This window comes from Paenibacillus abyssi (assembly GCF_014640295.1).
GTDB lineage: Bacteria > Bacillota > Bacilli > Paenibacillales > Paenibacillaceae > Paenibacillus_D > Paenibacillus_D abyssi.
On the sequence record NZ_BMGR01000003.1, the window covers coordinates 369,669 to 396,215 of the forward strand.

24 protein-coding genes and 1 riboswitch are annotated in these 26,547 nt (G+C 48.6%); of the genes, 21 read left to right on the top strand and 3 right to left on the bottom strand.

Translation table 11 applies throughout. The features are described from left to right. Positions 1 to 121: 121 nt before the first annotated feature. A complete protein-coding gene (locus IEW11_RS06440; RefSeq protein ID WP_188530072.1) occupies positions 122 to 952 on the top strand; it encodes a DUF695 domain-containing protein in 831 nt (276 codons plus the stop codon). Between the two features lie 150 nt (positions 953 to 1,102). Here the strand turns inward: IEW11_RS06440 and IEW11_RS06445 are convergent, their stop codons facing one another. From IEW11_RS06445 to corA, 3 genes are all read right to left on the bottom strand, one after another. Further along, on the bottom strand, positions 1,103 to 1,921 hold the full coding sequence (locus IEW11_RS06445; protein ID WP_188530074.1) for a histidinol-phosphatase: 819 nt from the start codon (positions 1,919 to 1,921) through the stop codon (positions 1,103 to 1,105). A gap of 63 nt (positions 1,922 to 1,984) precedes the next feature. Further along, a complete protein-coding gene (locus IEW11_RS06450) occupies positions 1,985 to 2,887 on the bottom strand; it encodes a LysR family transcriptional regulator (RefSeq protein WP_188530076.1) in 903 nt (300 codons plus the stop codon). Positions 2,888 to 3,055: 168 nt separating this feature from the next. Further along, the gene (corA, locus tag IEW11_RS06455; RefSeq protein WP_188530078.1) at positions 3,056 to 3,991 is read right to left on the bottom strand and encodes a magnesium/cobalt transporter CorA; all 936 of its coding nucleotides are present in this window, start codon (positions 3,989 to 3,991) and stop codon (positions 3,056 to 3,058) included. A 454-nt stretch (positions 3,992 to 4,445) separates the two neighbouring features. Further along, positions 4,446 to 4,550: riboswitch (SAM riboswitch) on the top strand. Between the two features lie 88 nt (positions 4,551 to 4,638). Here corA and metA point away from each other — a divergent pair. The 20 genes from metA to glnA all read left to right on the top strand — a co-directional run bounded on the left by metA (position 4,639) and on the right by glnA (position 26,507). Further along, positions 4,639 to 5,556 carry a homoserine O-acetyltransferase MetA gene (gene metA, locus IEW11_RS06460; protein WP_188530080.1) on the top strand — a complete coding sequence of 306 codons (918 nt, stop codon included), beginning with the start codon at positions 4,639 to 4,641 and terminating at the stop codon, positions 5,554 to 5,556. A 35-nt stretch (positions 5,557 to 5,591) separates the two neighbouring features. Continuing rightward, positions 5,592 to 6,752 carry an aminotransferase class I/II-fold pyridoxal phosphate-dependent enzyme gene (locus IEW11_RS06465; RefSeq protein WP_188530082.1) on the top strand — a complete coding sequence of 387 codons (1,161 nt, stop codon included), beginning with the start codon at positions 5,592 to 5,594 and terminating at the stop codon, positions 6,750 to 6,752. A gap of 133 nt (positions 6,753 to 6,885) precedes the next feature. After that, entirely contained in the window at positions 6,886 to 8,022 is a 1,137-nt protein-coding gene (gene mqnC / locus IEW11_RS06470) for a cyclic dehypoxanthinyl futalosine synthase (RefSeq protein WP_188530085.1), read from the top strand. Between the two features lie 166 nt (positions 8,023 to 8,188). Then, positions 8,189 to 9,127, top strand: a complete 939-nt coding sequence (gene ytxC, locus IEW11_RS06475; protein WP_188530087.1) for a putative sporulation protein YtxC — start codon at positions 8,189 to 8,191, stop codon at positions 9,125 to 9,127. A gap of 422 nt (positions 9,128 to 9,549) precedes the next feature. Next, entirely contained in the window at positions 9,550 to 11,487 is a 1,938-nt protein-coding gene (gene thrS / locus IEW11_RS06480; RefSeq protein ID WP_188530089.1) for a threonine--tRNA ligase, read from the top strand. An 84-nt stretch (positions 11,488 to 11,571) separates the two neighbouring features. Next, entirely contained in the window at positions 11,572 to 12,141 is a 570-nt protein-coding gene (locus IEW11_RS06485) for a 3D domain-containing protein (RefSeq protein WP_188530091.1), read from the top strand. Between the two features lie 130 nt (positions 12,142 to 12,271). Continuing rightward, positions 12,272 to 12,799: an RNA polymerase sigma factor gene (locus IEW11_RS06490; RefSeq protein ID WP_229724977.1), complete on the top strand. Its 528-nt coding sequence runs from the start codon at positions 12,272 to 12,274 to the stop codon at positions 12,797 to 12,799. A 62-nt stretch (positions 12,800 to 12,861) separates the two neighbouring features. Beyond that, on the top strand, positions 12,862 to 12,993 hold the full coding sequence (locus IEW11_RS25120) for a hypothetical protein (protein ID WP_268237363.1): 132 nt from the start codon (positions 12,862 to 12,864) through the stop codon (positions 12,991 to 12,993). Positions 12,994 to 13,102: 109 nt separating this feature from the next. Then, positions 13,103 to 14,497, top strand: a complete 1,395-nt coding sequence (locus tag IEW11_RS06495) for a methyl-accepting chemotaxis protein (RefSeq protein ID WP_188530093.1) — start codon at positions 13,103 to 13,105, stop codon at positions 14,495 to 14,497. A gap of 259 nt (positions 14,498 to 14,756) precedes the next feature. Beyond that, the gene (gene liaF, locus IEW11_RS06500) at positions 14,757 to 15,689 is read left to right on the top strand and encodes a cell wall-active antibiotics response protein LiaF (protein ID WP_229724978.1); all 933 of its coding nucleotides are present in this window, start codon (positions 14,757 to 14,759) and stop codon (positions 15,687 to 15,689) included. A gap of 7 nt (positions 15,690 to 15,696) precedes the next feature. Further along, complete coding sequence (locus IEW11_RS06505) at positions 15,697 to 16,767, top strand: sensor histidine kinase (RefSeq protein WP_188530095.1); 1,071 nt, start codon at positions 15,697 to 15,699, stop codon at positions 16,765 to 16,767. After that, entirely contained in the window at positions 16,730 to 17,389 is a 660-nt protein-coding gene (locus IEW11_RS06510; protein ID WP_188530097.1) for a response regulator, read from the top strand. The genes IEW11_RS06505 and IEW11_RS06510 overlap by 38 nt, the downstream gene beginning before the upstream one ends. Positions 17,390 to 17,466: 77 nt before the next feature. Then, a complete protein-coding gene (locus tag IEW11_RS06515; RefSeq protein WP_188530099.1) occupies positions 17,467 to 17,880 on the top strand; it encodes a YugN family protein in 414 nt (137 codons plus the stop codon). 156 nt (positions 17,881 to 18,036) lie between these two features. After that, the gene (locus tag IEW11_RS06520; RefSeq protein WP_188530101.1) at positions 18,037 to 19,614 is read left to right on the top strand and encodes a S1C family serine protease; all 1,578 of its coding nucleotides are present in this window, start codon (positions 18,037 to 18,039) and stop codon (positions 19,612 to 19,614) included. Between the two features lie 70 nt (positions 19,615 to 19,684). Further along, positions 19,685 to 20,377 (top strand): response regulator transcription factor, encoded by a 693-nt coding sequence (locus tag IEW11_RS06525; protein ID WP_188530103.1) that lies wholly within the window; start codon positions 19,685 to 19,687, stop codon positions 20,375 to 20,377. 3 nt (positions 20,378 to 20,380) lie between these two features. Next, complete coding sequence (locus tag IEW11_RS06530; RefSeq protein WP_188530105.1) at positions 20,381 to 21,880, top strand: sensor histidine kinase; 1,500 nt, start codon at positions 20,381 to 20,383, stop codon at positions 21,878 to 21,880. Between the two features lie 28 nt (positions 21,881 to 21,908). Beyond that, complete coding sequence (locus IEW11_RS06535; RefSeq protein ID WP_188530107.1) at positions 21,909 to 22,859, top strand: 4-hydroxy-3-methylbut-2-enyl diphosphate reductase; 951 nt, start codon at positions 21,909 to 21,911, stop codon at positions 22,857 to 22,859. A gap of 116 nt (positions 22,860 to 22,975) precedes the next feature. Continuing rightward, positions 22,976 to 24,037 carry a 3-deoxy-7-phosphoheptulonate synthase gene (aroF, locus tag IEW11_RS06540; protein ID WP_188530108.1) on the top strand — a complete coding sequence of 354 codons (1,062 nt, stop codon included), beginning with the start codon at positions 22,976 to 22,978 and terminating at the stop codon, positions 24,035 to 24,037. A gap of 140 nt (positions 24,038 to 24,177) precedes the next feature. Then, a complete protein-coding gene (locus tag IEW11_RS06545) occupies positions 24,178 to 24,834 on the top strand; it encodes a peptidylprolyl isomerase (RefSeq protein WP_229724979.1) in 657 nt (218 codons plus the stop codon). Between the two features lie 248 nt (positions 24,835 to 25,082). Further along, positions 25,083 to 26,507: a type I glutamate--ammonia ligase gene (gene glnA / locus IEW11_RS06550; RefSeq protein WP_188530110.1), complete on the top strand. Its 1,425-nt coding sequence runs from the start codon at positions 25,083 to 25,085 to the stop codon at positions 26,505 to 26,507. Positions 26,508 to 26,547 lie beyond the last annotated feature (40 nt).

Here is a 26,547-nt window from a genome sequence, read left to right on the forward strand (position 1 = left end):
TCCTGAAAAAAATCGTAGCCGATCGGTGTTTCCATAGGTATAATTGTTTATAAAATCGATGATCTTCGTCCGGATTGATGATGTTCGTCGACGAGTAAAGAACCATTAGACGAGGTGTTTCATGGCAGAGGATTGGGGTTTCTTTGAACGCCGGACAAATCAAGAACACATGAGAATATTAATCAATTGCGGGTGGAAAGATGATGAGCCGTCTGCTGAATATACGGAGCTTTTATCGGTTACCGTCAATTTGCTGCATATGATGGACAGTAAATCCTCCAAGCAGGAAACCGTCAAGACACTTGAACAGCTGGAGTCCCGGTTAGAGACAATGCTGAAAAAGGAGCTGGCGGCTGTATATATCGGACGGATCAACACGTCTAAGCGGCTTGAGCTTTATTACTATTTATCCAAGGAACGCTTTCAAAAGGAAATGGTGCAAACACTCGAAGAGGAGTTTAAGCAGTACCGGGTGTTGTTTTATATAAAATCGGACCCTGATTGGGAAACCTATCGTTATATGCTGCCGAGCGCACTGGAGGAAATGTTCATCCATAATGCGCAGATGGTATACGCGTTAATCCATAAAGGCGATCATATCGAGCGGCCTCGCCACGTCTATCATTGGCTTATGTTTCAACGGCTGGATGACCGAAAGGAAATGAAGCTTTCAGCGGAGCGGCTTGGTTATCGGATTGAAGAGGCCGACAGCTCTGAAGAACAACCCGGATATCCCTATTCCCTTGTTGTAAGCCGATGGGAAGATGTACGCTTGGAGACGGTAAATGAAAGGGTCAGAGAATTGCATCCGCTTGTGCAGCAGTACAGGGGGAAATATGACGGTTGGGGTTCAATGATGAAGCTGTCGCTTTACCAAAGAACGAAGCTAAACCTTAAAAAATGGATAACTTCCATTCCATCCGCTTGTGGCGGGCGGAACGCATCCAAGTAAGCATGGATAACGGCTGTCACGAATTTTGTTACACAAATGAAATGTTTCTGTTATCGTCCTTTCACATTGGTGGGCTATTATAATAAGCAAGACCCCCTTTTTTAATATAAAGCATTGGGACCCACTAACGCAGTGGGTCCATTTTTTTGGTTAGGATATTGGAATCGGTACGACGATCTGTTCTTTTCTGCGGTAGAAAACCCACTGCTTAAATCCAATCTCCCTTAACCGGGACTGTACAAGCTCCCAGTCATCACCGACCCTCTCAGGCCTGTGGGCATCGGATCCGAAGGTAACATTGACGCCAAAATGAAGCGCACGCTCCAAGATCTCATCAGACGGATACCAGCCGCCGACATCCTTTGTTTTACCGGAAGTATTGATCTCAATTGCAATATCATATTGGGCGATGGTCCTCATGGTCTCGTCAATGGCTTCAGCAGCTATAATGTCGGAGAATGCGGGATAATAGCCTTTCATCGCATCGATGTGTCCAAGCACTTGAAACATACCGCTTCGCGCCGATTGGCGGATAAGATCGTAATAATGCTCTTTTTCCGCAATCTTATTCGCTTCAGACAATCCCTTCCAGCGGTTCCGGTTAAAGATGCTGACTCCGCGTGTTTGATGTACGGAGCCGATCAGATAGTCAAAGGGGTAAGCACTGTACGCTTGCTTATATACTTCCAGGTGTTCGGGAAAAAAATCGGATTCCATGCCAAGCAGCACCTCAATGGTATCGGCATATTTTTCTTTTAGCCGCAGCACTTCATTTACATAATTCACCAAGTCGCTTTTTGCCATTGCAATGCCTGGCTGAGGTTGATCCTTTGGATTTGCAAAATAGGGTGAATGGTCAGAAATGCCAATCACTTGCATATCCGCAGCAATAGCTGCGCGTACGTAATCTTCTATTGTGCCGATGGCGTGACCGCAACGCTCATGATGGGTGTGCAGATCGAATTTCATAATGCTGTAATGCCTCCTTAACGAATAACATGATGCACCTGCACCATTCGATTAGTTTGCACTTTACTCGCTGCCAATAAACTGATCTTCAGGCATTCCTTTTAAATCGCTCAAAAATTGGTGCATCGCGGAGTTCAGATAACGTCCGGATTTATAAACGACGCCAACGGGATGGCTTAATTCAAGTTCATTCACTTTGATCATCCGGAGTGTACCCAGTCTAAGCTCATTGGCGATCGAAAGCTTGGATACGATTGAAGCGCCCAGATTCAGCTCTACCATCCGCTTGACTTCCTCGCTGCTGGATAATTCCATCACGATATTCGGCTGAATATCATATTTACGAAACATCTTGTCAATGAAGCGGCGGCCGAGCGTATCGGGTGAGAGCATTATAAATGGAATATCCTTTAACTTGTCCACGGTTGTATGCTTGAACCTGCTCAGGGGGTGATCCGGAGAGACAACCAGCTCATAAGTATCATAGTATAAGATCGAAGTTTCAACGTTTGGACTGCGTTCGGATAAGTAGGTGATGCCAATATCTACGGTACCGTTCTCAACGCTGGTTACCACTTGGGAAGAGGGCATGGAATGAATCGTCGTTTTGATTAACGGGAATTGGTCTTGAAAATAAGACAATACTCTCGGTAAAATTTGAATCGCAATGGAAGTTGTTGTGCCGAGCACAATATGTCCCTGGGGAGTTTGGTTTAAGTCGGAAAGCTTTTGTTTGAGTTCTTCGACAATGCTGAGTATGCGTTCGGCATGCTCAAGAAATACTTGTCCCCGGTCAGTTAACGTAACGGGCTGGTTGCGGTCGATCAGCACGGTTTTGAATTCGTCTTCAAGACTTTTGATCTGAGCCGATACGGCAGGCTGGGTTAAATTCAACAGCTCTCCAGCTTTGCGAAAGCTCATTGTCTTGGATATGGTAAGCAGTGTTTCGAGCTGACTAATGTTCATTGAATCCCTCCCTGTATTGAGGATGAAGTAAAGCTCCGCACAAAACTGCGACATTACTATTATAGGGGAATATAACGTTTGCAGCAAAGAGGAATAAAAAAACAGCCCAAAGTGCAGCGGCGGGACAAAAAATCCGAAGCGCAGCGATTGGGCTGATTTTAGAGGCGGTTACAACCAATCCTTCTTGCGGAAAATATAGAACATGCCGAACCCGACGAGCAGCATAAAGCCGAGCAGAACGTAGGATGCGCCATGAACGTGCAGCCCGGGGATGTAATCAAAGTTCATTCCGTAGATGCCCGTAATAAAGGTCAGGGGCATGAAGATCGTCGTGAGCGCCGTGAACACGCGCATGATTTCATTGGCACGCCCGGCAAGGCTTGATTGATAAGCTTCACGCAGGTTTCCCATCAGATCGCGATACGTTTCGAACGTTTCAGCAATCTTGACGGCATTTTCATAAATATCACTGAAATATTTTTGCAGTTGATGATCAATGAGCTTTAATTCTTTCTTATTCAGTGTGGCGATAACTTCCTTCTGCGGCCCGAGCACCTTCTTAAGCCATAAAATTTCGCTGCGCAAACCGATGATTTCAGTCAGATGGGACTTCTTTGTATGCATCAAAATATCTTCTTCAAGCTTCTCGATGCGCGCTTCAATCCGGTCGCCAACGAGAAAATAGTTGTCCACGACAAGATCCACTAAGTGATACAGGAAGCGGTCGGGGTGATTGACCTCCTGCTCCCAAAGCACGGGCTTCAAGGAGCGCAGTTCATTGATCTTTTGCTGGGTGACTGTAATGATGTAATGCCGTCCAAGAAAAATATTCAGTGCGCGCAGAAATATTTCTTCATCATCAAAACGAATGCTGTTTATTACAATAAAATAATGGCTTTCATATACCTCGATTTTAGGACGCTGTTCTTCTTCGTTCAAGCAGTCTTCAACAGCCAGATCATGCATTCCGAATAAGGGCTGAAGGACAATTAGATCCTCCAGGTCGGCGTCGATCCAATAGAAGCCCTCTGGCGGTGGCGCCAGCGTATCTTCAATATGATCAACTGGAGTAAAAAGACCGTTTTTTACGAGACGGATTTTCATTCGCGTCACTCCTCTCCGTTCCATTTCTCTTCTCGAGAAACCGGTACGAAAAAAACGTGTGGCGCGCGCCTGGCAATCACAAAGCCGCTCTATACGGAATAAGGGCAGCAGCGTTCATGGCTGACGCGAGTCTAACATGTTGTAGTACCGGGTTTCTATGTTCCTTGTTCATGCTGCTTCCGGGTTTTGGTCGGTCGCCATCCATGCGCTCTAAACACCCCTTTATCTTCGTTTGGATAACACGGCAATCCTTGTCTAGTATACTCCCACAAAGTGTATACATACAAGCAAAAAAACGCGGTTTTTGAGCTGTATTATCGTATGCATGAAAGGGTCTTCGTGCGCTTTAAACGGCAATAACGCAAAAACACACTCTGGGTTCTTGACGTGTTTAAAAGAATAAGATAAAGTAAGTAATATCAATGATTAACGAAAAACGAACTGAATATCAACTTTCTTATCAAGAGCAGGCGGAGGGACTAGCCCGATGAAGCCCGGCAACCGGCGTAAAGCACGGTGCTAATTCTTGCGGAAACGAATGGTTTCTGGGAGATGAGAGAGGCGGATGATTTATAACCATACGACCCCCTCTCGCCCGAGAGAGGGTCTTTTTTCATGCCCTACAAACAGACAAAGGAGTGATCCCTATGCCCATCAAAATTCCAGATGGTTTACCGGCCAAAGAAGTATTAAGCAATGAGAACATTTTCGTGATGGACGAAAGCGTTGCATACCAGCAGGATATACGGCCGCTGCGTATCGCTATTCTGAATTTGATGCCGACGAAAGAAACAACAGAGACGCAGTTGCTCCGGCTGATCGGAAACACTCCGCTGCAGGTGGAGGTAGCCTTCCTGCATCCTAAGACGCATGTTTCCAAAAACACATCTGCAGAGCACTTGGAGACGTTTTACAAAACCTTTGATGAAATTGCCCATGAACGGTACGACGGGTTGATCATTACCGGAGCGCCGGTTGAGCAATTGCCTTTTGAAGAGGTGAACTATTGGGAAGAGCTGAAGGACATTATGGACTGGAGTGCCCGCAGGGTGACTTCAACCTTTCATATCTGTTGGGGCTCGCAGGCCGGATTGTTTCATCATTACGGAGTCCCGAAATACAATCTTCCGGAAAAGGTGTTCGGGGTTTTCCCCCATACAATTGAGAAACGCAATGTGAAGCTGCTGCGCGGTTTTGACGAGATGTTCTATGTTCCCCAATCCCGCCATACCGAGGTGCGGCGTGAAGATATTGAAAAGGTGCCGGAGCTGGAGATTTTGTCGGAATCCGAGGAAGCGGGCGTATACATTGTAGCTTCTAAAGACGGCAGGCAGATATTCGTAACCGGCCATTCGGAATATGACCCGTTCACGTTAAAATGGGAATACGACCGCGATCAAGCTAAAGGGCTGCGCATCGCTGTTCCCAAAAACTACTATCCAGGCGACGATCCAAGCCGGCAGCCTTATTCCACATGGCGGGCGCACGCGAATCTGTTGTTCTCCAATTGGTTGAACTATTACGTGTACCAGGAAACACCGTTCGAGCTTGGAGCGGGCATCTAACGATACAGAGTAGAAGATAAAGGAGCCGTTTATTCATGAAAATTGAAAGCCGTTTAGCACAAATTGGTTCACAGAGCGAACCGGGTACCGGGGCGGTCAGCTTTCCGGTCTACCAGTCAACCGCCTTCCGCCATCCTAGGCTCGGAGAAAGTACAGGTTTTGATTATGCACGTACGAAGAGTCCGACACGCAAGGTGCTGGAGGATGCTGCCGCCGAGCTCGAGTCAGGCGATGCTGGTTTCGCGTGCAGCTCGGGAATGGCGGCGCTGCAGACGATATTTGCACTGTTCAGCCAGGGAGATCATCTGATCGTTTCTTTGGATTTGTATGGCGGAACCTATCGGCTGCTGGAGAGGATTATGTCCCGGTTCGGCGTGACTGCCACTTATGTGGATACGAATGATATCGATGCAATGTCGGCCAGCCTTAAACCGAGCACGAAAGCAATCTTGATCGAGACGCCGACCAATCCGCTCATGATGATTACCGACTTGGAGCGCGTATGTTCGTGGGCGAAGGCAAAAGGGCTGATCACGATTGTGGACAATACCCTGCTTACACCGTTCTTTCAGCGCCCGCTGGAGCTCGGGGCGGATATCATCATTCATAGCGCGACCAAATATCTGGGCGGTCACAATGACGTGCTTGCAGGCTTGATCGTAACCAAAGGAAAAGAATTGTCCGAAGAGATGGCTGTTCTGCACAATTCGATTGGTGCAGTGCTGGGGCCGCAGGATTCGTGGCTGCTGATGCGCGGGATGAAAACGCTGGCGCTTCGTATGGAACGTCATCAATACAATGCAACGCGGATTTCGGAATACCTGCTGGCGCATCCGGCCGTTGAAGAAGTGTATTATCCGGCGCTGCCTCACCATCCGGGACATGAGATTCAGAACAAGCAATCCTCCGGCAACACCGGCATTTTCTCCTTCCGCCTGAAGGATGCCCGCTATGTAGAACCGATTCTCCGTCATATCAAGCTGATCGCTTTCGCGGAAAGTCTGGGCGGCGTCGAGTCTTTAATGACATATCCGGCGGTTCAGACGCATGCGGATATTCCTGAAGAAATCAGGCGCCAGGTCGGCGTGGACGACCGTCTGCTTCGATTCTCTGTAGGCATCGAACATGCGGATGACTTGATTGCCGATCTTGAGCAGGCACTCGAAGCGGCGAAGCGCGAAGTAGAGGGAAGGTAGCACAGCGTCTGAGCCCGCTTCGTATATAAAACAGCATGTAACGGCGATTTCCAGCAGGTGACGGGAAGTCGCCGTTTATGTTACACTATACAAAAGTAAGAGTATGGCGTGTGGGAAAAAGGAGATCAAAGCGATGTTAACCATTGATGGAATATTAAATAAAGCATTGCAGGGCGAGAGGATCGGACTGGAAGAATGCATTGCCTTGTTCGAGTCGGATGAAATCGAGAAAATGGGGCATGTGGCGAACCAGATTATGCTGCGCAAGCATCCTGAACCGATTACGACCTTTGTCGTCGGCCGCAATATCAATTACACCAATGTCTGTGACGTATACTGTCGCTTCTGCGCATTCTATCGGCCGCCGGGTTCGGAGGAAGGGTATGTGCTGCCCGATGATACCATATTTTCTAAAATCCAAGAAACGATCGACGTTGGCGGAACGGAAATTCTGATGCAGGGCGGGACGAATCCTAACCTGAAATTTTCTTACTACACCAATCTGCTCAGGGAAATCAAGAAACGATTCCCAGGCATCACGATGCATTCCTTCTCTCCGGCGGAAATTCATAAAATGAAAGACGTATCGGATGGGCTGTCGCTCGAAGAGGTGGTTCGGCAGCTTCATGAGGCTGGCCTGGATTCTCTGCCGGGCGGCGGCGCGGAAATTCTGGACGACCGCACAAGACGGAAGATCAGTAAGCTTAAGGGGTCTTGGACGGATTGGATGGACGTGATGAAGACAGCGCATCGCCAAGGCATGAACACGACGGCTACGATGGTTATCGGTTTCGGTGAATCGATGGAGGAGCGCGCGCTCCATTTGACGCGCATTCGTGACACGCAGGATGAGTGCCTCAATAACGGTTATCCGTCCCCCGGATTTTTGGCTTTCATTCCGTGGACATTCCAGCCGGATAATACGAATATGAAACGGGAGAAGGCATCTCCTGAAGAATATTTGAAAACACTGGCGATCAGCCGCATTATGCTGGATAACATCGATAACTTCCAATCTTCATGGGTAACGATGGGACCGGAGATCGGCAAGTTGTCGTTGACATATGGCTGTAACGATTTTGGCAGCACGATGATTGAGGAAAATGTCGTATCCGCAGCCGGCACCACGCATAAAGTCAACATTGAGTCGATCTTGAAGCTGATCCGTGAAGCGGGCAAAATTCCCGCCCAACGCAACACCCGTTATGAGCTGCTGAAGGTATACAATGAGACGGACACAGTGGCAAAAGATTTTATGATGCAAAATTAATCATAAGGCTGACATTCTCTCGTTAAACGAGTGGATGTAAGCCTTTTTTGTTTTCCGTTCCATGATAAGCCGGACGTTCCAATCCATCGTTCCCAGATACCACATCCTTCATCGTATATCTGCAAATGTCTGGCCATATACTGATATAGAGGAAGGGAGTGTGCGTATGGAATTGTTCAAAGTGACGTTGATTTCCGCTGATGAGCAAAAAATATGGAGGCTGTCGCGTTATTTGAGCGATGCTTTCGCAGAATTACATACTTCGGGCTGTGCAGATGATTTGCAATGGAATATAGACGTTTCGAGCGGTGAGATTTGCTGCCTTATGGCATCGTCTGCGCAATGTACGGCGGAAGATCGGGCAGCTATTATGCGCCGGGCGGCACAGGGGTTGTCCGAATACGTTCTTGTGGAGCTGGAGCCAGAGCTGCTTCGCGCAATTATCCGTAAAGACTCTGGCTATGAAGAGCAGGAAGATCTGGACAAAATCGAACGCTATTGCATCCAAATGTTAAACGTCAGCATGGATTCTTGTTCCATCGAGTTGGACCAGCAGGATGACCGGACCCACAGAAAAGAGCAGATTGCGGAAGAAATAATCCCATATTTGTTGGAAAATATAAGAATCAATTTAAACGGGTTTATAACGTTTAGGCTCGCGAATTATCGGGAATCGCTGCGCGAGATCGTGGAGTATGCGGTGGATGAGTATGTCATGGAGAAACAGTACCAGGATTTTATATCGCTCCTGCGATACTTTGTCGGGCTCCAGGATACAAAAACGCCGATCGTGCATTTGCTGCAGCGGGAGGACGGGCAATTTCAGTTATGCAATCACCAGTTTCTTCCGCTGGAATACCGTCAGTCCGACCGGATTGTCGCAGAAATGCTTGAGTCAGAAATGAATATCGAAGATCGGGTAGTCAGTTCTCTGATCGCGGCCTCACCCAAGCAAATTGTCATTCACACGTGTAAACCGGAACAGCAGGTCATTCGAACGATTGAATCGATATTTTACGGCCGCGTAACCGTCTGTGAAGACAGCCTCTCTTACAATCCGATTATGCTGGAACAGATTCAGCCCAAAGATCATCGTTATACTTGACCGGAATAGAACAGGCGGGTATAATGTGTTCAACGATACGCCGATAAGGTGTGACGCGCCAGTGATGAAACAGCGAAGATAAAGACAACGCTCTGCCAAGCTGTACGGTTCAGAGAGAGGAAACCAGGCTGTAATTTCCTCCCGATACACAGCAGAGATACCCCTTTGGAGCTGAACGGTTGAAGCAAGGCCTTTAAGGCTGCGTGCGTAAGCCGTAACGATTTATCCCCGTTAACGGATACTCAAGGGTAATGTGTTTAGCATATTACCGAATGAGGGTGGAACCACGAGTATGTCAAGCACTCGTCCCTTTCCGGGATGATGTGCTTTTTTTGTTGCATTCCTCACCTGTAACGAGCAGCCCTGCTGTATCTGATCTGAGCGCCCGCCTCTGAAGCGAATTGAATGAGGAGGATTTGGAAATGTCGATTCAAATTACGTTACCCGATGGAGCGGTCCGGGAATACGAAGCGGGAACCACTATTGAAGAAGTGGCCGGCTCCATCAGTTCAGGCTTGAAGAAAAATGCGATAGCCGGAAAAATGAATGGAAAAGTTGTGGATATTTATACGCCGATCGAAGATCATGCGTTACTTGAGATTGTGACGCTTGATTCGGCTGACGGGCTGGAGGTTTATCGCCACAGTACTGCGCATTTGATGGCCCAAGCCATCAAACGTTTATTTGGCGGACATGAAGTAAAGCTGGGGATTGGCCCGGTAATCGAAGACGGCTTCTATTATGATATCGATATGGAGCAATCCCTTACGCCTGAAGATCTTGTGAAGATCGAGAAGGAAATGGAGAAAATCGTCAAAGAGGATTTGGCGATCCGCCGCCGTGTTGTAAGCCGTGATGAAGCGCTTGCCATCTATCAAGAGATAAATGACAATCTTAAGCTCGAGCTTATTCGCGACCTTCCCGAAGACTCTGTCATCACGATGTATGACCAGGGCGAATTTTTTGACCTGTGCCGCGGACCGCACCTTCCATCGACCGGACGGATTAAAGCGTTCAAGCTGCTAAGTGTTGCCGGCGCTTACTGGCGCGGCGATTCCAAGAACAAAATGCTGCAGCGGATTTATGGAACGGCGTTTCCTAAAAAATCGCAGCTGGATGAGCATCTGCATTTTCTTGAGGAAGCGAAAAAGCGCGATCACCGGAAGCTGGGACGCGAGCTGAAAATGTTCACCTTCTCCCGTGAGGTCGGGCAAGGGCTACCGTTGTGGCTGCCTAACGGCTCCAAGCTGCGCCGCACGATGGAACGCTACATTGTCGATCTGGAGGAGAGGCTCGGTTATCAGCATGTCTATACGCCGGTGTTGGCAAATGTCGACTTGTATAAGACATCGGGTCACTGGGAGCATTACTCCGAAGATATGTTTCCGAAGATGGTAATGGACAATGAAGAGCTGGTGCTTCGTCCGATGAACTGTCCTCACCATATGATGGTGTACAAGAGCGACATGCGCAGCTATCGGGATCTGCCGATCCGGATCGCCGAGCTCGGCACGATGCACCGGTATGAAATGTCCGGCGCGTTGACCGGACTTCATCGGGTTCGCGCGATGACGCTTAACGACGCGCATATCTTTTGCCGCCCGGATCAAATCAAAGAAGAGTTTGCTCGTGTTGTTCAGCTGATTCGTCAAGTTTATGAAGATTTCGGCATAAAGGAATACCGGTTCAGACTGTCTTACCGCGATCCTCAGGATACGGAGAAGTATTTCCAGAACGACGAGATGTGGGAGATGTCCCAACGCATGCTGCGTGAGGTTGTCGATGAGCTTGGCCTGCCATTCTTCGAAGCCGAAGGCGAAGCGGCATTCTATGGGCCTAAGCTCGACGTCCAGATCAAAACAGCGCTCGGCAAGGAAGAAACATTGTCGACTGCGCAGCTTGACTTCTTGCTGCCGGAGCGATTCGAGCTGGAATATGTAGGCGATGACGGGAAAAAGCACCGTCCTGTTGTTATTCATCGCGGGATCATCAGTACAATGGAGCGAATGACGGCTTTTCTTCTGGAAAACTTTGCAGGAGCTCTGCCGCTCTGGTTATCGCCTGTACAAGCAAGAATCATTCCGGTGTCGCTTGCCTATGAGGAGTATGTCCGTAATCTTGAAGCTGAGCTGCTGGCAGGAGGCGTCCGCGTAGAGACGGATCTGCGCAACGAGAAGCTTGGTTACAAGATCAGGGAAGCACAGCTCGAGAAGGTTCCGTATATGCTGATCGTCGGCGAAAATGAAGCTCAGTCAGGCACTGCTTCTGTCCGTAAACGGGGAGAAGGCGATATTGGCGCCAAACCGGTTGCTGAATTACTGAAGCAGCTGCAGGATGAGATCCAAAATAAACAGGTGTAATTGAAATCGACCGATATTTTGTTAGCTTGCATGAATAAAGCTTGATATCTGGGGGTAACCTTTCGTCTAGAGGTGACTCTCCAGATGTTAGCAAGCTTAAATGTTTTATTAAGATGGATCCATCTTACGTTTGCTCTGTTATTCATAACATTTGCTGTAGGGGCAGCAGACCGAGCGGCTGGAATCGCACCGTCCAAGCAGATCGAGAAGCATCATGCCAGCACTGCTGGAGCTGCGGCAGCTGCAATAGAGAAAATCAAGGTTGTCGCTACCGGTTATACCGCAGGAGTGGAATCGACCGGCAAGCGGCCGGGTGAGCCGGGATATGGAATTACGTATTCCGGGGTCAAGGTACGTCGTGATTATGTTTCTACTGTTGCTGCGGATCCGCAGGTGTTCCCGATCGGGACCTTGCTTCATATACCCGGCTACGGCTATGGCGTTGTTGCGGATACCGGTTCGGCGATCAAAGGCCACAAGATCGATTTGTACTTTGAAACCATACAGCAGGTGTATAAGCAGTGGGGAAAAAGAACTGTGCTCGTAGAGGTGCTGCACAAGGGCGATGGAAAGCTGACCGAGGCATGGCTTGTCAAAATTAATCAAGCTGTAAAAGCGGAGCAGCGGATTCCTCAGTCGATGTTTGAATCTTAACAAGCGGCAAGATTTGCTGTCATCAGGTCTGACATGACAGCAAATCTTCTTTTTTTCCCATTCTAATTATGATACAATATCACTACAATTCGCAATTGTGTAAACGCTATCAATGTGAGGCGGTTATTTCATGACAAGCTGGATGTCTGATCGTAACGAGCAGGATGGAACGAAGCTGGAGCAGCACGAAGCATTGCTGCGAGACTTATACAATCAGATGATTCGTGTCGCTTATGCCAGAGTGAAGAACAAGTCAGACGCGCATGATGTTGTTCAAGAGGCCTGGGTTAAGATGCTGCTGAAGCACGATTCTTTAAGGGAAGAGAGCAAATTGGCGGCATGGGCCAAGACCATCACAGCGAATGTGGCGCACAATGTGAATCGCCATGAGAACGTCCGGACTTCCAGCCAATGGTGTGATGCACAAGAACAGGGTACCGGAACCCCGTCTGAAGCAGAATTGATGATGGAAATATCAGAGCTGTTAGGCGCACTTGATCCTCGTTCCAGAACGATGATCTTATATAAATTTTATTACGGGTTTAAAGACCAGGAAATTGCAGATGTCATGAATATCCCGGTCGGTACCGTCAAGGCGCGGATTCACCGGAGCAAAGAACGCCTGAAACAGTGGATTTCAACACCGAATTTTTGGTAATTTCCAAGCACATAAAACAGCCTCGTCCCTCTCATAATACAAATGACGGGGAGGTGACGATCATGGCCAAAAATAAGAAAAACAAAATGAATGCGGCTCAAAACCAAAATGCTGAATTCGCAGAAGAGTTGACTCAGAATAGTGTTAATAATAAAGCCAATGCTAATGCTGCAAAGCAAAACGCTAATAAATAATAATACCTTTCAAGGGGGATCCGCTAAGGATCTCTCTTTTCATTTTCATAAGCCCGGATTATAATGTAAGATAATATAACATTAAGTCGAAGTTTAGGGGTGGCAATGGATGAGCCGATTGCAAAAATGGTTAAAGCCCAATAAAGACAAGTTCGAGGCTTCACGGGAAGAACAGGAACAAGAATCGATGAGGCAGCTCATTAATGAATCGTTGGTCATCTCCGATCAATTGACTGCTGTTGTCGAAGAGGTAGAGCAATCGATCACGCATTTGACCAACATTGCCGATCGTTCTGCTGTCCAGGAGGACAGATTGCGCTCGCGAAGCCAACATGCAAAGGAGCGAATTGAGGAAACGTTCTCCGCGCTGCAAGAAGTGGCTGCTGCTGCAGATCAGATTAGTGTCACATCGGCTCATCTAAATGAAGAGAGCAAGCATACGAAAGAGGTTGTGCTTGAGGTTCGAGAATCGCTGACAACGACGGATCAGGTCATGAATGATCTTCGGGCACAAAATAAAGCGATGGAATTACATATCGGGCAATTAATCGAACAAACGTCACGAATTAATGAGATTAATGCTTTTATTCAAGAGATCGTCTCTCAGACGTCTCTGCTTGCTTTAAATGCCTCTATTGAGGCTGCCCATGCGGGTGAGTACGGACGGGGGTTTTCGGTTGTCGCACAAGAAATTAAAAAGCTTGCTGAACAAAGCCATGAAGCCGTGCGGCGTTCGAGCACGATCGTAACGGAGATTGAACAAGGGGTCAGGCAGGTTGTGAACTCAGTAGAGGTTGAGAAGAACGCAGTGGAACGCGGTGTTGCTGAAATGGAACATAACAAAGCGCGAATGGACAAGATTTTTCAGCGGATCAATGAGGTGGATATGCTTGTCGGTCAGACAAGCGCGGCCAGCTTGCAGCAAACCATACTTACTGCCAGAACAACGGATATGCTGAAGGAAGTGGTGGAGACAGTTGACCATACACTCCAAAGCGTCGATGAAACCTTGCAGCTTACGCATGAGCAGCGCCATCAGATTGGCAAGGTGGACCGGATTGGCCGTAATTTGCAAAAATCCTCCCGTGAATTAACCCAGGCTATTCAACAGGCAGGCATCAAACAGGAGGTGCGGGCGATCGATGTGAATGTATCCGTGATGCTTGAGAAGCTTCACCGTCTGGCGTCCGAGCCCCATATGATATCGTTAAACCAAACGGAGCATCAGCAGCGGCTTTCGGCTATGCTGCGCGATTCTGAAGAAATTGAGGCGGTCTGGTCCAATCGTGATGACGGCTCTTTTATCTATTCGGAGCCGGAAGCCGGCTTGCTGAACGGTAAAGGCAGAGAATGGTGGAAGCAAGCGATGGAGGGGAAGCCGTATACTTCGGATATTTACATATCGGCCATTACGAAGAAACCTTGTTTGACCTTATCCATGCCTATTGCCGGTCATGGAGGCAAGCCAGTCGGCGTAGTAGGCATTGATATTATGTTAAAATAAACCAGCTTACAGGGCATCCCCCATGATCTAATAGGGGATGCCTTTTTTCACCGCGAGCGGATCTCCCGCCTTCAGGGTCAGCTGTAATATTCATGTGTGAATATAACGTTTCTGTAAAAAATGACCACCGTATCGGTCCCAAGACGGAGGAAGGTTTCAATCTGCCGCCCCTTTTGCGTGTTATTGCTGATCGGATATACTGAGAATACATAAAACGTGTCTAGAAAGATTGGGGTGAATCGAAGTGGAGCGTTATGTAGTGAAACGGTTTTTTTGGGGATTAATTATCATCGCGGTAGGCGTTGCCTTTCTGCTTCGTCAAATGGGAATTCTGCCTTTTGATATCGGTGATATCATCTCTATATTTTGGCCGGTTATTTTGATTCTATTCGGAATTGAAGGCCTTATCGGTTATAAAGATGCCGGCAGCTATAACTGGTGGAGCTGGTTGACACTGGGGCTGGGCATCTATTTTCTCGGCCGGAATCTGGGTATGCTCCATTTTTCCATCGGTGAGATTATCCCTTATGCGATACCGGCGGTGATCATTCTTTTCGGCTTGAGCATGATCTTTAGGCCGCAGGGCAAGCAGCAAGGCCCGGCAAAGGAGGAGTGGCAGGCATATCCTCCGGCCTCAAACATACCGCCGGCACCGCCGCTTCATCCGGATCCGACAAAGCCAGGTGCTGGTGATTTTTCGGATATGGATCCTTACGGATCTGACGTGAAGCGTTCCACGTATGAGGAAAAATACAGAAGCGGCGCTTCATCGCCCAAGCACGAGAGAGTGGAATGGTGGAACCATGATGCAGGCGTGCAGACGCGCTCCGGCTTCATCGGCGATATTCATCTTGGCCAAGATTACTGGGAGCTTAAGCCGATGAACATTTCCCACTTTATCGGTGACACCGTGCTGGATCTGACGAAAGCACAAATCCCTTATGGGGAAACCAAACTGACGATTTCCTCCTTTATCGGCGATGTGAAAATTTTTCTGCCGAATGACTATGAGGTTGGCGTCCATGTGGTATCAAGCGCGTTTATCGGCGATTCTACGATATTGGACCGTAAGGAAGGCGGCATATTCAGAAACAGCAATATCGAAACGCCGGCTTATCATGATTGCGAGAAAAAGATTCGGCTGGTTGTGAGCACATTTATCGGTGATGTGCGAGTAACCAAAGTGGGGTGATCGCGATATGATGGTACGTCTGCTGCGAAGTTCGAAGTGGGAGCTGATTTTATTATTCATCGCTTCCACCTCGGTATCCCTAGCGCTTTGCTATTGGGCTCCGGAATGGATGGGAGCCCATCTGAATGCCGGAGAAAAGCGCCTGAGTACCATTTTGACCGTTATTGTTATTAGCGCTGGCTTTGGGTATTGGGCGGCACAGCGGTTGTACCGGCGAATCGATGTGCTGCATTTCGCATTAAAGCAAGCGGCCAACGGCAACCTGGCGGTTAGAATTCCGGAAGAAGGTGCTAGATCCTTCACTGCAGCTTATCGTGAATTCAACGTAATGATTGCCTCAATGGAGCAAAGAATGAAATTGCTGCAAAGCTTTGGAGAGGAACATGTCATGCGGGAAGCCGCGTCGAACGAAGCGGCTGTTTTAGAGGAACGAAGACGTCTTGCGCGCGATCTGCACGATACGGTGAGCCAGCAGCTCTTTGCTATTCATATGGCGGCGTCCTCGCTGCCGAAGCTGCTTGAGCTTGATCGAAGCAGGGCCGAAGATGTGATGGGACAGCTGATCCATATGTCTTCCCTTGCCCAGAAGCAAATGCGAGGTTTTATTGCGCAGCTGCGCCCGATGGAATTGGAAGGGTATTCTCTGGAGCAGGCGCTCGATAAATGGTTTCCCGATTACTGCAGGCAGAATGCCCTGCAGGGCGTCATGGATTGGCGCATCAGCGAGAAGTTGTCCGAAGCGAAGGAGCATCAGTTTTTTCTTATTATTCAAGAGGCAATGGCCAATATTGTGAAGCATGCCGCAGCTAAGAAGGCTACATTGACACTTGCGGAGACGGAACGCCAGCTTGTGTTAACGCTGCAGGATGATGGCGGCGGTTTTAGGGCCGATCAAGTAAAGCAAGGATCCTATGGACTCTCAACGATGCGTGAGCGAGCGCAGCGGCTGGGCGGAGAGGCCGAAATCATAAGCAAGCCCGGCGGCGGAACGCGGGTGCGTGTCACGATTCCTAAATATATGAATAAGGAGCAGGAGAGCGATGAGCATAACGCAGACTTGGAGAATCATGATCGTTGATGATCACGATATGGTGAGAGCGGGACTGCGCACCTATCTGATGTTAGAGCCCAAATATGAAGTTATTGCCGAAGCTTCTAACGGCGAAGAAGCTGTGAGGATGCTGAAGGAGGGCATTCCAGGCGGTAAGCCGGATGTTATCTTAATGGATCTGATGATGCCCCAGATGGACGGCGTTGAAGCGACGAAAGCGATTATGGAGCATGATCCGGAGACGAAGATTGTCATGCTGACAAGCTTTCTTGAGGACGAGAAGGTAGTTGCGGCCGTGGAAGCGGGCGCAGTTAGCTATGTCCTCAAAACGGTGTCGGCCGAGGAATTGATCTACGCGCTGGGCGGAGCGGTAAAGGGAATGCCGGTTATGACTGCAGACGTTTCACAAGCATTAACGAGGGGGCTTCGCCAACGAACTGCGCAGGGATCGGATGAAGGGCTGACGGACCGGGAGAAGGAAGTTTTATTTCTTATCGCGGAAGGGCGTTCGAACAAAGAGATTGCCGATGAGCTGCACATCAGCATTAAAACCGTCAAAACCCACGTCAGCAACCTGCTTATGAAGTGTGAGCTTGAGGACCGGACCCAGTTGGCTGTGCTGGCCCACCGCAAAGGTTGGATCCGCTAACAGCGGATGGAGTCTACATAGAATATCGCTTTTTTGGGAATAATAGCAGTAAACAACCCAAAGGAGATCCGTCAGGTATGATACCTCTTTCATCAAAGCTAGAATCAAGTGAACAGCAATTAACGGAGTTTCAAGGAAAGCTTGAAGCGTTTCAATTCACATTAGGCGGCAATTGGGAATACAATCACGGATCGTTCGACCGTTCTCTGGATGAGGCGCATAAGGTGTGGCTGCGTCTTCCTTTTGAGGTCGTTACGGGCAGTCTGGACAGTGAAGCGGAAGAGAATGATGCAAAGATCCGGCTTGGACAGCCGTTCGTATTAAAGCATCTCTATAATGAAGGATTGGATCCTGAGGCACAGCCCCGCACGTTCGGAAGTCTGTTCGACCAATTTCAGGAACCTTTAGACGTCGATGCCAAGATCGAGGATCGCTGGGTGGATCAAGCTAAAAAGGTGCTCAGCGAGGTGGAGCGGCGGCTTTCCCATTGAGCAGGAGCATAACCTTTCGCTTACAGAGGCGGAAGGTTAATTTTTTTTATTTTCGTTTAAATTCATTTTAAGATTGTTTTAAGGTAGAATGTGCATTATAGAACTAGCAAATCCAAGTTCATTAGACTTCGATTCAAATAAAGGAGGAACAAATACATGGACGATAATAAAAAAAATCCATATGATGATTTTTTCACAAATCATAATCGGCCGGAAGATGAAAAAGAAAACAACACAACCGAGCCGCGAGAAAAGGCGGCCGGCGGGACCGAGTCCGATAAACCGTCTTATTATTATTCCTATGGACCGTTCAAGCCGAACGCGCAGAACGATTATGATAGGGAAGAGAGAGCTTCGGAGACCCACTCACAAGGTTCCAGCACAGATAATAGGTCTTCCGTTTCATCGGATGTGCAGATTACACCGCCTCAACCCGTGCGCAGCTTCGCTCCTGCAGTGCCTTCACAATCAGCGAAGAGCGGATGGCAGGTGCGTGAGAAAAAGCGGACCTCGTTTAAAGCGATCTTTGCATCCTTTATGGCGGGCGTACTGGTCGTTGGCTCTCTGATGGCGGTGGCGGATTATCAGAATTGGTTTACTTCCAGCGGCGTGCTGGCACCCCAAGCCTTGGAGCAGTCCGCAGGAGCGAGAAATACATCGGGACCTGACACTGCAAATCCGGTATCGAATGTGCTGGATACAGCGCGGCCTAACAATATCGCCCAAATCTTTGAGCAGGCAAGTCCAGCTGTCGTGAAGATTGAAACATTCGTGCAGCCTCGTGCGAATAGCGGAAGCAATCTGGATCCGTTCTTCCGCCAGTTCTTTGGCGATGATTACACAGCGCCTAACTCGGGCGGCAATTCGGGCGAATTGATGCCAAGCGGCATCGGCTCCGGCTTTTTCTTTGACGATACCGGTTATATCCTGACTAACCAGCACGTTGTTGGCGATGCGGCTAAGATCGAAGTGACCGTACAGGGCTATGCGAAGCCGTTCGAAGCAAAGCTGCTTGGTTCGAGCTATGAAATGGATCTGGCCGTCTTGAAAGTTGAGGGCGACGAGCCGTTTCCGACCCTAGCGCTTGGCAGCTCTGAAAACATCAATATCGGTGACTGGGTCGTTGCGATCGGTAACCCTCATGGATTTGATCATACGGTAACTGTTGGCGTACTCAGCTCCAAAGAGCGCCCGATCAGCATACCGGATGAACAGGGAACTCGTAATTACGAGCACCTGCTGCAAACGGACGCGTCGATTAACCCGGGCAACTCAGGTGGACCGCTCCTGAACACCAGAGGTGAAGTCATCGGGATTAATACCGCTGTCAGCTCGCAGGCACAAGGCATTGGTTTTGCGATTCCGACAAGCACAATCACGGAAGTGCTGGATAATTTGAAGGAGAACAAAAGCATTCCAAGGCCATTCATCGGTGCCGAGCTGACGAACTTAACGGATGAGTATGCGCAGCAGCTAGAATTGAGCGGCCAGAAGGGTGCGCTAGTCACGAACGTTTATTATAACTCTCCCGCTTATAAAGGAGATCTGCGCCAGTTTGACGTTATTACAGGCATGGATGGCACAAAATATGAAACGGTAGAGGAATTAATCGCTGCAATACAGAAAAAGAATGTAGGCGATCAAATTACAGTAAACGTTATTCGTAACGGCAATAACATGGATCTGAAGGTTGAAATCGGTGATCGAAATACGTTTAATGTACCGCAGCAATAATTGACGCTAACAGAGCGCAGGCAGGCCGCCGGCCCGCCTGCGCTTTTCGATTAATTGGGGGAGGAAAACGATGAGATCGCAGATTTTAGTCATAGATGATGATGAGAAAATTACGTCCTTGCTGCGCCGCAGCCTTGCTTTTGAAGGATATGAGGTGATTACCGCACCGAACGGGCTGGAGGGGCTGAAGCTAATGATGAACACGGACCCAGACCTGCTTATCCTCGATGTGATGATGCCGCATGTAGACGGCTGGGAGGTGGCAAAGCGGGTGCGTGAAGGTGGCAGCTCGGTGCCGATTCTGATGCTGACAGCAAAGGATGAGGTGCGGGACCGGGTGAAGGGCCTTGATATTGGAGCCGACGATTACTTGGTGAAGCCGTTCGCCCTTGAGGAGCTGCTGGCGAGAGTGAGGGCGCTGCTGCGGCGCAAGTCAGATAAAATGGAAGGAAGCGCAAATCGGCTTGTCTACGAAGATTTGGCGTTAGATTTGGATTCTAGGGAAGCGATTCGAGCAGGCAGAAGCTTTGAGCTGACCTCGAAGGAATTTGACCTGCTTTATCTGTTCATGCAGAATCCACGGCGTGTGCTGACCCGTGAGACGATCATGGAGAAAATATGGGGTTACGATTTCAGCGGCGAATCGAATGTCCTAGAGGTGTACATTGCCATGCTTCGGCAAAAGACGGAGGAGGGCGGAGGCAAGCGATTGATCCAGACGGTGCGGGGCACCGGTTACGTGCTTAAAGGGGAGGTCGGATGATCCATGTCGATCCGGCTTAGACTTACGCTGTGGTACTCAGGTCTCCTGGCCGTGACGCTGTTGGCGTTTGGCGTGGCCATTTATTTATTTGTAAATATAAATACGTACAGCGAAGTGAAAAGCAGATTGCAGGAGGAATCGCAGCGGATACAGGTTTTCGCGAATTTGGATTATTTCGATTTTATCGATTTGCGAAAATTCAGAAGCGATGAGATCTATATCCAGCTTGTCAACTATAATAATGAGAAAATAACGCAATCGGACAATTTATTTAATGCAAGCCTGAAGTTCCCTTACCCGCAGTTGAAAACAAACCCGGAAGCCGGATTTCATCATGTAAGCGTTGAGGAGTATCCTTTTCTGATCTATCAACAGCCGGTGTTAGACCGCTCCACCGGGGAAACCGTGGCGCTCTTGCAAGTGGGTGCGTATACGAGTAAAGAAAATAGACTGATGGAGATATTGCGGACGATTCTTGTTTTCGCATCACTGATTGCTGTGTTCATCGCTTTTACGATCGGATTGTTTATCGCAAGAAAAGCATTGAAGCCGATTGAAAATGTCATTCGCGCGACCAATCAGATTGAGAACGGCTCTAATCTCAGCGTGCGTATTCCCCGTGAGGGGCCCAATGATGAAATGGGACGCCTTACAGATACCTTAAACGGGATGTTGTCGCGTCTGGAAACGACCTATAATGAGCTTGACGATGCCTACCGGGCCCAACGCAGATTCGTATCGGACGCTTCCCATGAGCTGAGAACGCCGCTTACCACGATTCGCGGCAATATCGATCTGCTCGAGAAGATGTGGCAGCCAAAGCTGGAAATTACGGGAGAAACCCCGGATGCGCCACACGAGGTGAGGCTTGATGCGGTGAAGGCGACCATGTCTTTGGAGGCGATGCGCGACATCTCCGACGAAGCGAAACGGATGAGCCGGCTGGTCAGCGATATGCTGTCGCTCGCACGGGCAGATGCCGGATATGAGATGGAAAAATCGGTGATCCCGCTGCTGCCCTTAGTGGAAGAGGTTGCCAGAAGGGCTCAGCTTCTTCCGCGCACGGTTGACCTTAGAGTAGCCGACTTATCGTCTCTCGAAGGAGTGGAAGTGAAAGGAAATTCTGATTATTTGCGTCAGCTGCTCTTTATTTTTATTGAGAATGCTTTCAAATATACGCCCAAAGGATATGTGGAATTACAAGCAATCAGGGTCAGCGAGCAAGCTGGATTGATCATTAAAGATACCGGGATCGGAATGAATGAGGAAGAGATTCCGCATATTTTTGAACGTTTTTACCGCGCAGACGAATCGAGAGGCAAAACCTCGGGTACGGGACTGGGATTATCCATTGCTAAATGGATTATTGATGAGCACGGCGGTTCGATTGAGGTGAAAACGCGGGAAGGCGAAGGGTCGACCTTTGTGATCTGGCTGCCGATTGCCTTTTCTCAGCAGGAAGATTGGGGTATAATGGAGGCAACGGATCGAACTGTGGAGTAAGGTTCGGTCAGAAAGCAGGTGACTAGCTTTGAAAGTATTGAAAATTTCACCACGCGGCTATTGTTATGGTGTCGTTGACGCCATGGTGCTCGCGCTGCAAACCGCAAAAAACCTCGATCTGCCGCGACCTATTCATATTTTGGGGATGATCGTGCATAACAGCCATGTGACGGAAGCCTTCGACAAGGAGGGAATCATTACCCTTGATGGAGAGGACCGCCTTCAAATATTAGAGAAGATTGAGAAGGGAACGGTCATTTTCACTGCCCACGGTGTATCGCCGGAAGTGCGCAAACGGGCAAAAGAGAAAGGCTTGACCGTTGTGGATGCGACTTGTCCTGATGTTACGAAGACACATGATCTGATTCGTGAGAAAGTAGCGGATGGTTATGAGGTTATTTATATTGGCAAGAAGGGGCATCCGGAGCCGGAAGGCGCAATCGGTATAGCCCCGGGGCATGTGCATCTTGTGGAGAAGGAAGAAGAGATTGCGCAGCTGTCGCTGGATACGGACCGCATCATCATCACCAACCAGACGACGATGTCGCAGTGGGATATCCGCCACTTGATCAGCCGGTTGATTGAAGCTTACCCAACGGCCGAGATCCATAACGAGATTTGTTTGGCGACGCAGGTTCGCCAAGAGGCAGTGGCCGAGCAGGCCAAAGGCGCAGAGCTGTGCATCGTCGTAGGCGATCCCCGCAGCAATAACTCTAACCGGCTTGCGCAGGTTTCAGAAGAGATTGCCGGAGTGAAGTCTTACCGGATATCGGATGTGAGCCAGCTGAAGCGGGAGTGGCTGGAGGGGATTAATTGCGTAGCCGTAACCTCCGGCGCTTCCACGCCAACTCCGATAACCAAGGAGGTTATTTCCTACTTGGAGCAGTACGATTCTTCCAATCCGGAGACGTGGGAATTGAAGCGAACGGTCAATCTGAACAAGCTGCTGCCGACAATTCGGGAAAAATCCAGCGTATGATTTAGTGAATCACCTCTTGACGGAGGTGATTTTTTCTTGTATATTTACTTTAGTGATTAAAAGCATAAAAGCTTAAAAGCGTATAAGCGTTGAAGTGCGAAAAGGAGAGGGTATTCATGATCGCCATTACTCATCAGAATATTACAGAAGAAAGAATTTCGGAAATTGTTAAATATATTGAAAAATCAGGTGTGCAGGCTCATGTGTCCAGGGGTACGGATCGTACCGTTATCGGCATCATAGGCAAAGCGGAGCCCACATTATCGGAGCATTTACGCCAGATGAAAGGCGTCGAGAATGTCATCAAGATTTCAAAGTCGTATAAACTGGCAAGCCGTGATTTTCATCCTGACGATACGATTATCGACATTAAAGGGGTGAAGATTGGCGGAGACAACCTGGTCATCATGGGAGGACCTTGCGCGGTAGAATCGCCCGAGCAAATCGATGAGATCGCACGATTGGTCAAAGCGGCAGGCGGGCAGGTGCTGCGCGGCGGCGCGTTTAAGCCAAGAACAGGGCCTTACAGCTTTCAAGGCGTTGGCGTAGAAGGCCTGAAGATGATGGCTGAGGCAGGCAAGAAGCACGGCTTGCTGACGATTACAGAGGTCATGACGCCTGAGTATGTGGATGTATGCGCCGAATATGCGGATATTTTGCAGGTCGGCACAAGAAATATGCAAAATTTTGATTTGCTTCGCAAGCTGGGAACCATTCAAACGCCGGTATTGCTCAAACGCGGATTTAGTGCAACATATGACGAATTTTTGAATGCGGCAGAATATATTTTGGCTGGCGGTAACCCGAATGTCATGCTTTGTGAGCGCGGGATCCGCACCTTCGAGCAATATACGCGCAATACGCTTGATCTAACGGCAATCCCGGTACTCCAAGATCTCAGCCATCTGCCTGTCATCTCTGACCCGAGCCACGGCACAGGGCGCAGGGAACTGGTTGAACCGATGTCGAAGGCATCCGTTGCGGCAGGCGCAAACGGTCTGATCGTTGAAATGCATACTGATCCGGATAATTCAATGACTGGTGATGGCGTGCAATCACTCTTCCCGGATCAATTCGCGGCCTTGCTGAAGGATCTAGAAAAGCTTGCGGAATTAGTCGGCAAACGATTCGATACGGAAAAAGCGCCTGCGAGCGCGTTTGAAACTTGGAAAAAGTAAAGAAAGCAGCGCTCCAGCCATATGCTGGAGCGCTTTTTCATATCTGCATCCGGCGGCCGGTTTTTCGAATGCGAAGAAATCATGATAAAATAAGGTGTATAAAGTTTATTTATCTATATTGAAAGGGGAACAACAGCAAAATGGAACGAGCAGCGAGGAGCATGATGGTTCTGGCCTTGGCATGCTTCCTGATTTTGGCAGGATGCGGGAACAAGCCATCGGAAAACGGGGAACAAACAGGACAAGCAGGACAAGCAGGACAAGCAGGACAGGCAGCCGATCATCCGGTTGTGACAATGGAGATGGCGAGCGGAGGGATCGTGAAGGTTGAGCTATATCCAGAGATTGCGCCAAATACGGTGAACAATTTCATTTCTCTTGTCCAAGACGGTTTTTATGACGGATTGATCTTTCATCGTGTCATTCCCGGATTTATGATCCAGGGGGGCGATCCGGAAGGCACCGGGATGGGTGATCCAGGGTACGGCATTAAAGGTGAGTTTGCAAGCAATGGTTTTCAGAATGGTCTAAAACATGAAAGAGGCATAATCTCCATGGCTCGTTCACAGCATCCTGATTCTGCCGGCTCCCAGTTTTTTATTATGGTGGAGAACAGCCCCCATCTTGATAGCAGCTATGCATCGTTCGGAAAAGTGATTGATGGCATGGATGTTGTAGATTCAATCGTGAAGGTAGACAGGGACGCTTCGGACCGGCCGTTAGAAGACCAAGTGATTAAAAAGATGACGGTGGATACGTTTGGGAAGACATACCCGGAACCGGAAAAAGTAGAATAAAAGTTAAATTTAACCACTGAAAATACTAAAAACCCGGATTTGTCGATTTAAGTCAATATGCGGGTTTGGACATTTTGTGAACATCTTCTAAAGAGTGTGAGTATAGCTTACATACGCTTAAAAAATACCTGACATAGCTATTGACGATGTGAATTATGGAGTTTTATAATAACGTCAGAGTTTAAAGCAAAACTTGAACGATTCAAGTTGAAACCAATGCTAATGTTCGGAAATGGAGGAAATATCAAATGTCAGTTCAAAAAGTTCTAGACACAATTAAAGAAAACAGCATCCAGTTTGTCGATTTCCGCTTCGTTGACCTTTCCGGTCGCGCGCACCATATTACGCTTCCTTCGACTGAGGTTGAAGCAGAAACGTTCGAGAACGGTGTTGCATTCGACGGATCCTCGATTCCTGGTTTCCGCGGTATTGAAGAGTCCGATATGGTTATGATGCCGGATACGGAAACCGCATATGTTGATCCTTTCACGGATCATCCGACATTGAACATCATGTGTAATATCCATACTCCAGACGGTGAGCGCTATGACCGCGATCCTCGCAGCATCGCTCAAAAAGCCGAAGAGTATCTTCAAACAACTGGTGTGGGTACGGCTGCATTCTTCGCACCAGAGTCCGAATTTTTTATTTTCGACGACGTTCGTTATGAGAGCTCCATGAACACTTCTTATTTCTCCGTAGATTCCGAAGAAGCTGCTTGGAATACGGGCCGTAAAGAAGAAGGCGGCAACCTTGGCTTTAAAGTGGGCGTTAAAGGCGGATACGTTCCAGTCGCTCCTGTAGATACCCAACAAGATATCCGCAGCGAAATGGTTCGTCTGATGCAAGAATCCGGATTGCGCGTTGAACGTCATCACCATGAAGTAGCAACAGCGGGTCAAGGTGAAATCAACTTCCGTTTTGACACATTGACTAAAACAGGCGACAACCTGTTGAAATACAAATACATCATTCACAATACAGCTCGTCAATACGGTAAAGTAGCAACATTTATGCCAAAACCGATGTTTGGTGACAATGGCAGCGGAATGCACGTTCACCAATCGATCTTCAACGGCGATTCCCCATTGTTCTATGAAAAAGGCGCATATGCAAACCTGAGCGAAATGGCGATGCACTACATCGGCGGCATCCTTCACCACGCTCCGGCTTTGATCGCTTTGACTAACCCAAGCACCAACTCGTTCAAACGTTTGGTTCCTGGTTACGAAGCACCGGTTAACCTTGTATTCTCCAAAGGTAACCGTTCTGCAGCCGTTCGTATTCCTGTTGCAGCTGTTACACCAAAAGGCTGCCGTATCGAGTTCCGTACACCGGACTCCACAGCTAACCCATACTTGGCATTTGCTGCAATGCTGCTTGCCGGTCTGGACGGCATCAAGCGCAAAATCGATCCAACCGCTCTTGGTTATGGTCCTTTTGACAAAAACATTTATGAGCTGTCTGATGCTGAGAAGAGCGAAATCCGCAGCGTACCTGGTACACTTGACGAAGCGCTTGACGCACTGGAAGCTGATTCCGAATTCTTGACAGAAGGCGGCGTATTCTCCAAAGACTTCATCGAGAACTACGTGGCATTCAAACGCCAAGAAGCAAAAGCAGTATCGATCCGTGTTCATCCACATGAATACAGCCTTTATTTCGATTGCTAATTCATCGAACCTAATCATAAATAGGCTCCCTGCTGGGAGC

Excerpts from the sequence above, each read along its gene's own strand:
- IEW11_RS06440 (WP_188530072.1), top strand. The coding sequence starts at position 122 with ATGGCAGAGGATTGGGGTTTCTTTGAACGCCGGACAAATCAAGAACAC.
- IEW11_RS06445 (WP_188530074.1), bottom strand. The coding sequence starts at position 1,921 with ATGAAATTCGATCTGCACACCCATCATGAGCGTTGCGGTCACGCCATC.
- IEW11_RS06450 (WP_188530076.1), bottom strand. The coding sequence starts at position 2,887 with ATGAACATTAGTCAGCTCGAAACACTGCTTACCATATCCAAGACAATG.
- corA (WP_188530078.1), bottom strand. The coding sequence starts at position 3,991 with ATGAAAATCCGTCTCGTAAAAAACGGTCTTTTTACTCCAGTTGATCAT.
- metA (WP_188530080.1), top strand. The coding sequence starts at position 4,639 with ATGCCCATCAAAATTCCAGATGGTTTACCGGCCAAAGAAGTATTAAGC.
- IEW11_RS06465 (WP_188530082.1), top strand. The coding sequence starts at position 5,592 with ATGAAAATTGAAAGCCGTTTAGCACAAATTGGTTCACAGAGCGAACCG.
- mqnC (WP_188530085.1), top strand. The coding sequence starts at position 6,886 with ATGTTAACCATTGATGGAATATTAAATAAAGCATTGCAGGGCGAGAGG.
- ytxC (WP_188530087.1), top strand. The coding sequence starts at position 8,189 with ATGGAATTGTTCAAAGTGACGTTGATTTCCGCTGATGAGCAAAAAATA.
- thrS (WP_188530089.1), top strand. The coding sequence starts at position 9,550 with ATGTCGATTCAAATTACGTTACCCGATGGAGCGGTCCGGGAATACGAA.
- IEW11_RS06485 (WP_188530091.1), top strand. The coding sequence starts at position 11,572 with ATGTTAGCAAGCTTAAATGTTTTATTAAGATGGATCCATCTTACGTTT.
- IEW11_RS06490 (WP_229724977.1), top strand. The coding sequence starts at position 12,272 with ATGACAAGCTGGATGTCTGATCGTAACGAGCAGGATGGAACGAAGCTG.
- IEW11_RS25120 (WP_268237363.1), top strand. The coding sequence starts at position 12,862 with ATGGCCAAAAATAAGAAAAACAAAATGAATGCGGCTCAAAACCAAAAT.
- IEW11_RS06495 (WP_188530093.1), top strand. The coding sequence starts at position 13,103 with ATGAGCCGATTGCAAAAATGGTTAAAGCCCAATAAAGACAAGTTCGAG.
- IEW11_RS06505 (WP_188530095.1), top strand. The coding sequence starts at position 15,697 with ATGATGGTACGTCTGCTGCGAAGTTCGAAGTGGGAGCTGATTTTATTA.
- IEW11_RS06510 (WP_188530097.1), top strand. The coding sequence starts at position 16,730 with ATGAGCATAACGCAGACTTGGAGAATCATGATCGTTGATGATCACGAT.
- IEW11_RS06515 (WP_188530099.1), top strand. The coding sequence starts at position 17,467 with ATGATACCTCTTTCATCAAAGCTAGAATCAAGTGAACAGCAATTAACG.
- IEW11_RS06520 (WP_188530101.1), top strand. The coding sequence starts at position 18,037 with ATGGACGATAATAAAAAAAATCCATATGATGATTTTTTCACAAATCAT.
- IEW11_RS06525 (WP_188530103.1), top strand. The coding sequence starts at position 19,685 with ATGAGATCGCAGATTTTAGTCATAGATGATGATGAGAAAATTACGTCC.
- IEW11_RS06530 (WP_188530105.1), top strand. The coding sequence starts at position 20,381 with ATGTCGATCCGGCTTAGACTTACGCTGTGGTACTCAGGTCTCCTGGCC.
- aroF (WP_188530108.1), top strand. The coding sequence starts at position 22,976 with ATGATCGCCATTACTCATCAGAATATTACAGAAGAAAGAATTTCGGAA.
- IEW11_RS06545 (WP_229724979.1), top strand. The coding sequence starts at position 24,178 with ATGGAACGAGCAGCGAGGAGCATGATGGTTCTGGCCTTGGCATGCTTC.
- glnA (WP_188530110.1), top strand. The coding sequence starts at position 25,083 with ATGTCAGTTCAAAAAGTTCTAGACACAATTAAAGAAAACAGCATCCAG.